Genomic DNA, 3,612 nt, shown 5'->3' on the forward strand with positions numbered 1-3,612 from the left:
TTCATTCGTTTTTCTCCTTTAGGAATAAATACATTCGTAGTAATTTCAGATAGCGTTATTGATTAACTCTGGCTTCACATATTGGCTTGGCGATGATGTCGGCGTAGCAGGAAAGCAGCACCAATTGCACTAATGCCCACCAGCGATAGAGAATTTCCCGATTCCGGTACTAAAGTGGGTATCTGGAAGGAGCCGCTAACTAAAGCTTGACCTATCAAAGGAACAGTAGGGTCTAGACTAATGGTGTAATTATCGATAAGGTTGAGTGTGCCGATAGCACCGTTAAATCTACCTGTACCGCCAGTAATGGTCAGAATACCAAAAGCTGATGCTGTCAGGTTTTCTAGGTTACTTGTAGCAGTGGCGGTACTGCTACCAATCAAACTATCATTACTGTCGTTGCTAAAAAACCTGTCAATGAGCAGTGGTAAACCTTCTAAACCAAACGTTGCTGCATCTGGGCCAGCTGTAGATATACCAGTATTAGGATCTAGCCGAGAATAGTTCATGCTTGATAGTTGAGTCAAACCGTAGGGAGCATTAAGACTATTACCAACCACCGTTACCACCGAGATGTTCGGCGCAATCTCCCTCAAGCTAACTTCTAAATTGTAAACAGCTTCAAATTCATAATTAGTTTGTGCAATCGCTTTTGTCGCATCTAAAGGGAAACTTGCTAATGAAAGCACTATCGGAACAAGCCACACACTTTTTGAACTCAGCATTAGTTACTTCATCTTAAAGTTAATTTTTAGGTAAAAGGTATTACCTTTTTGCTTAGCGAAAGCAGCATACAGTACATTAAAGTGCGGCGGCAATGAAAAAATTGTTGATCCGTTTGATATATCTTTAGATGTTTTTGTTAAGTTTGGCGGTACAGTTTTGGGGATTGTAGTAGGACAGACGACTTTCATCGTCTACGCTTTTACAGTTAGCAATCGCCAGAATAAAGACTAATAATTTAGAGCAATTGCGATCGCACTACACAAAATGGTTTCCAAAAAAAGGGCGGATGTTAGCCGCCCTATCTGCCTTGAGTTAGGCTGCGACGAAATCGATCGCCGTAATTGCGTTTGTTTGAACACCGTTTAGAGTTGCCAGTAACTCGTTGGTTTGCGTCACGCGGATCAGGGTGTTGTTGGCATTTGCCGCGATCGTCAGTTGACCAAAGGTTAGACCGCCCGATAGACCAATTAAGTCTGTGGTGTCTTTGAAGTCCTGAATCGTATCTGAGCCTGCGCCTGCTGCTAATACGAAGCGATCGCTGCCATTACCGCCAAGCAGCGTATCCTGGCCTTGACCCCCATTGAGCAGGTCATCGCCGTTGTCGCCGTTGAGGATGTCGTTGCTCACCTGACCCAGCAAAATGTCGTTGCCATTGCCACCGTTGAGAGTGTCATTGCCATTGCCACCATTGAGGATATCGGTGTCATTGCGCCCATTAAGTTCGTCTCTGCCAGAAGTCCCATTGAGTGTATCCTTGCCGTCGCTGCCGTTAAATACGCTAAGGTTACTCGCCAATTGGGCACCGATTAGCACAGGATCGTGATCTGAGGAGCGATAGGGCGTTGGCTCATAGAGTCCAGGGGGGTTAAATTCTTGGTTGTAATCTAGGATTAGGGGTTCGTCGGCGTTGATATGCCATTCGGTAGCTCCCGTCACCTGGGTACTGAGGCTGGAAGTGCTTAAGGCATGATCCAATCGTCCAGATTGCCCATCAAAGACAAAGGAGTAGGGGTTTTGGATATATTTGCCGAGTTCATCTACTAACCCGCCATTTCGCAACACATCAATCGGGTCTTCTTCGCCATAGGCATTTAAATCCCCAAGGACTAATACATCGCTATCGCCTGTGGTGGTCTTCAGCTCATTAACAAAGCCAAGCAAGGCTTCTGCCTGCTGAACCCGCGTAAAGTTAAAAGCTCCTTGTCCATCACCCTGGTCTGCGTCTGCACCTGTGCCTGTACCACTTTTTGACTTGAAATGGTTAATCACAGGGGTAAAAGTTTCGCCGTTGGAATTAAGTAGAAAGGTTTGAGCAACTGGTTGGCGATTGTAAACAGTGTCAGGATCGCTGAGGGAAGCACCAACTGGGGTTACTATTCCTGGCTTGTAGATGAAGGCGACTTTAATTTCGTCAGTTCCTACCCCTGTAGCAGGATCGCGAATGTAGTCATAAGTTTCTGTGCCTACAAATGTATTTAGCCGATCTACGAGTTCTGCGATCGCCGACTCAGAACCATCGCCATCATTCTCAACTTCAATCAGACCCACTACATCGGCATCGAGCGCTGCGATCGCGCTGACAATTTTGGCACTTTGCCGCTCAAACTCTGCTACATTATCTGCTCCCCGCGAGGTCGGGAAGCCGCCACCCACACCGTTGCCATTGAAGTAATTCAGCACGTTAAAGCTAGCAACCTTAACGTTGCCGCCCACCTCTTCGGGTGCAGCCGTCCGGGGATTAGAATCGACAAAATTAGGTGTTGCGGTGGGTTGCAGTCGGTAGCTATCAAACCCAAAGCCCAGCACACCTGTAAGAGATGCAACCGTGCTACCTACGCGCAGTGTGCCATCCTCATTCAAAAAGGGAACTGTAGCGGGATTTTGGGTGTTGCTGCCATCGTCAAGTAAAATTTGGCGCAGGTTGTTTGCGTTCTGCTGTGCTGTGACTGCGGCGACGTTGTTTTCGTCGTTCTCGGTTTCAGTAGTTGGAATATCAGTCGGGTCAATGAAGTTTGTGGGATTAAATAAGCGTCCCTCTGAAGACAGCAACACCTCACCAAATCGACCGAGGGTAAAGTTTTCAGTGACCGTCAAGGTTTCGGGGAATGTGACTAACATTCCCTCATAGCGTTCCAAGTCGGTTGTTGCAGCTACGGGCAAGTCAACAGCTATGGGCGCGATCGCTCCTGAACCCACCACGCTCAGTCCACTAATGTTGGTGAGTTGAGTTTGAGTAAAGTTTTCTGCAACTGTTCCAGTCAACCGCACCGTCTGACCTACACTCACATCTGTGCTGTTAGGCGCAAAGATAAAAATACCGTCTGAGGTTGCAGCATTGCCATCTCCAACTGCCTCCTGCACGAAAAATCCATTTAGGCGACTGCTGCCTTGAAAGTCGCCAACCACAACTGCTTCAATTGTTACTGTCTGCCCGACGAGGGGACTTGCTGCACCACTCCCCTGAATTTCGTAAACCTCTCTGAGAGCAACATCATTGTCAGTTATATTGACGTTGAGGTTACGAATCGCCGTGAGTGTGTTAGAGTACGCCGGGTCAGCACTGCTGGTGATCGAATGCGTAATTCCTCCTGTGTGAGGAGATCCTTCTACATCCAAGTCGTTTACTGCTCTGACAGTAATCGTTTTGGGATTAGTATCCGTCAAGCTTAGGGTGACGGAGTTAGAAAAGTTTGTTCCATCAGTACTCAGTTGAGTTTCGGCATCTGCGGCGATCGCTACATTTACAGCACCCGTTGGTGTGGTGTTGAGGGCGATCGTGTAGGTATCAGTTGTTTCACCCTCCTCATTCACATCGGTACTGTTACCAGATTGGGTGATTATTACTCCCGCTCCAGTTCCCGGATTAGCAGTATAGCTTCCCAATCC

General features: G+C 47.4%; 2 protein-coding genes. Both read right to left on the reverse strand.

Annotated elements, in window-relative coordinates:
• Positions 1-74: 74 nt before the first annotated feature.
• On the reverse strand, positions 75-725 hold the full coding sequence (locus VE944_RS26505; RefSeq protein WP_324984221.1) for a hypothetical protein: 651 nt from the start codon (positions 723-725) through the stop codon (positions 75-77).
• A gap of 313 nt (positions 726-1,038) precedes the next feature.
• On the reverse strand, positions 1,039-3,612 hold a 2,574-nt coding region (locus tag VE944_RS26510), incomplete at its 5' end, for an ExeM/NucH family extracellular endonuclease (protein WP_324984224.1).

It is taken from the genome of Nostoc sp., from assembly GCF_035638895.1.
Classification (GTDB): domain Bacteria; phylum Cyanobacteriota; class Cyanobacteriia; order Cyanobacteriales; family Nostocaceae; genus Nostoc.

Coding starts and splice junctions, on each gene's coding strand:
- VE944_RS26505 (WP_324984221.1), bottom strand. CDS start 725: ATGCTGAGTTCAAAAAGTGTGTGGCTTGTTCCGATAGTGCTTTCATTA.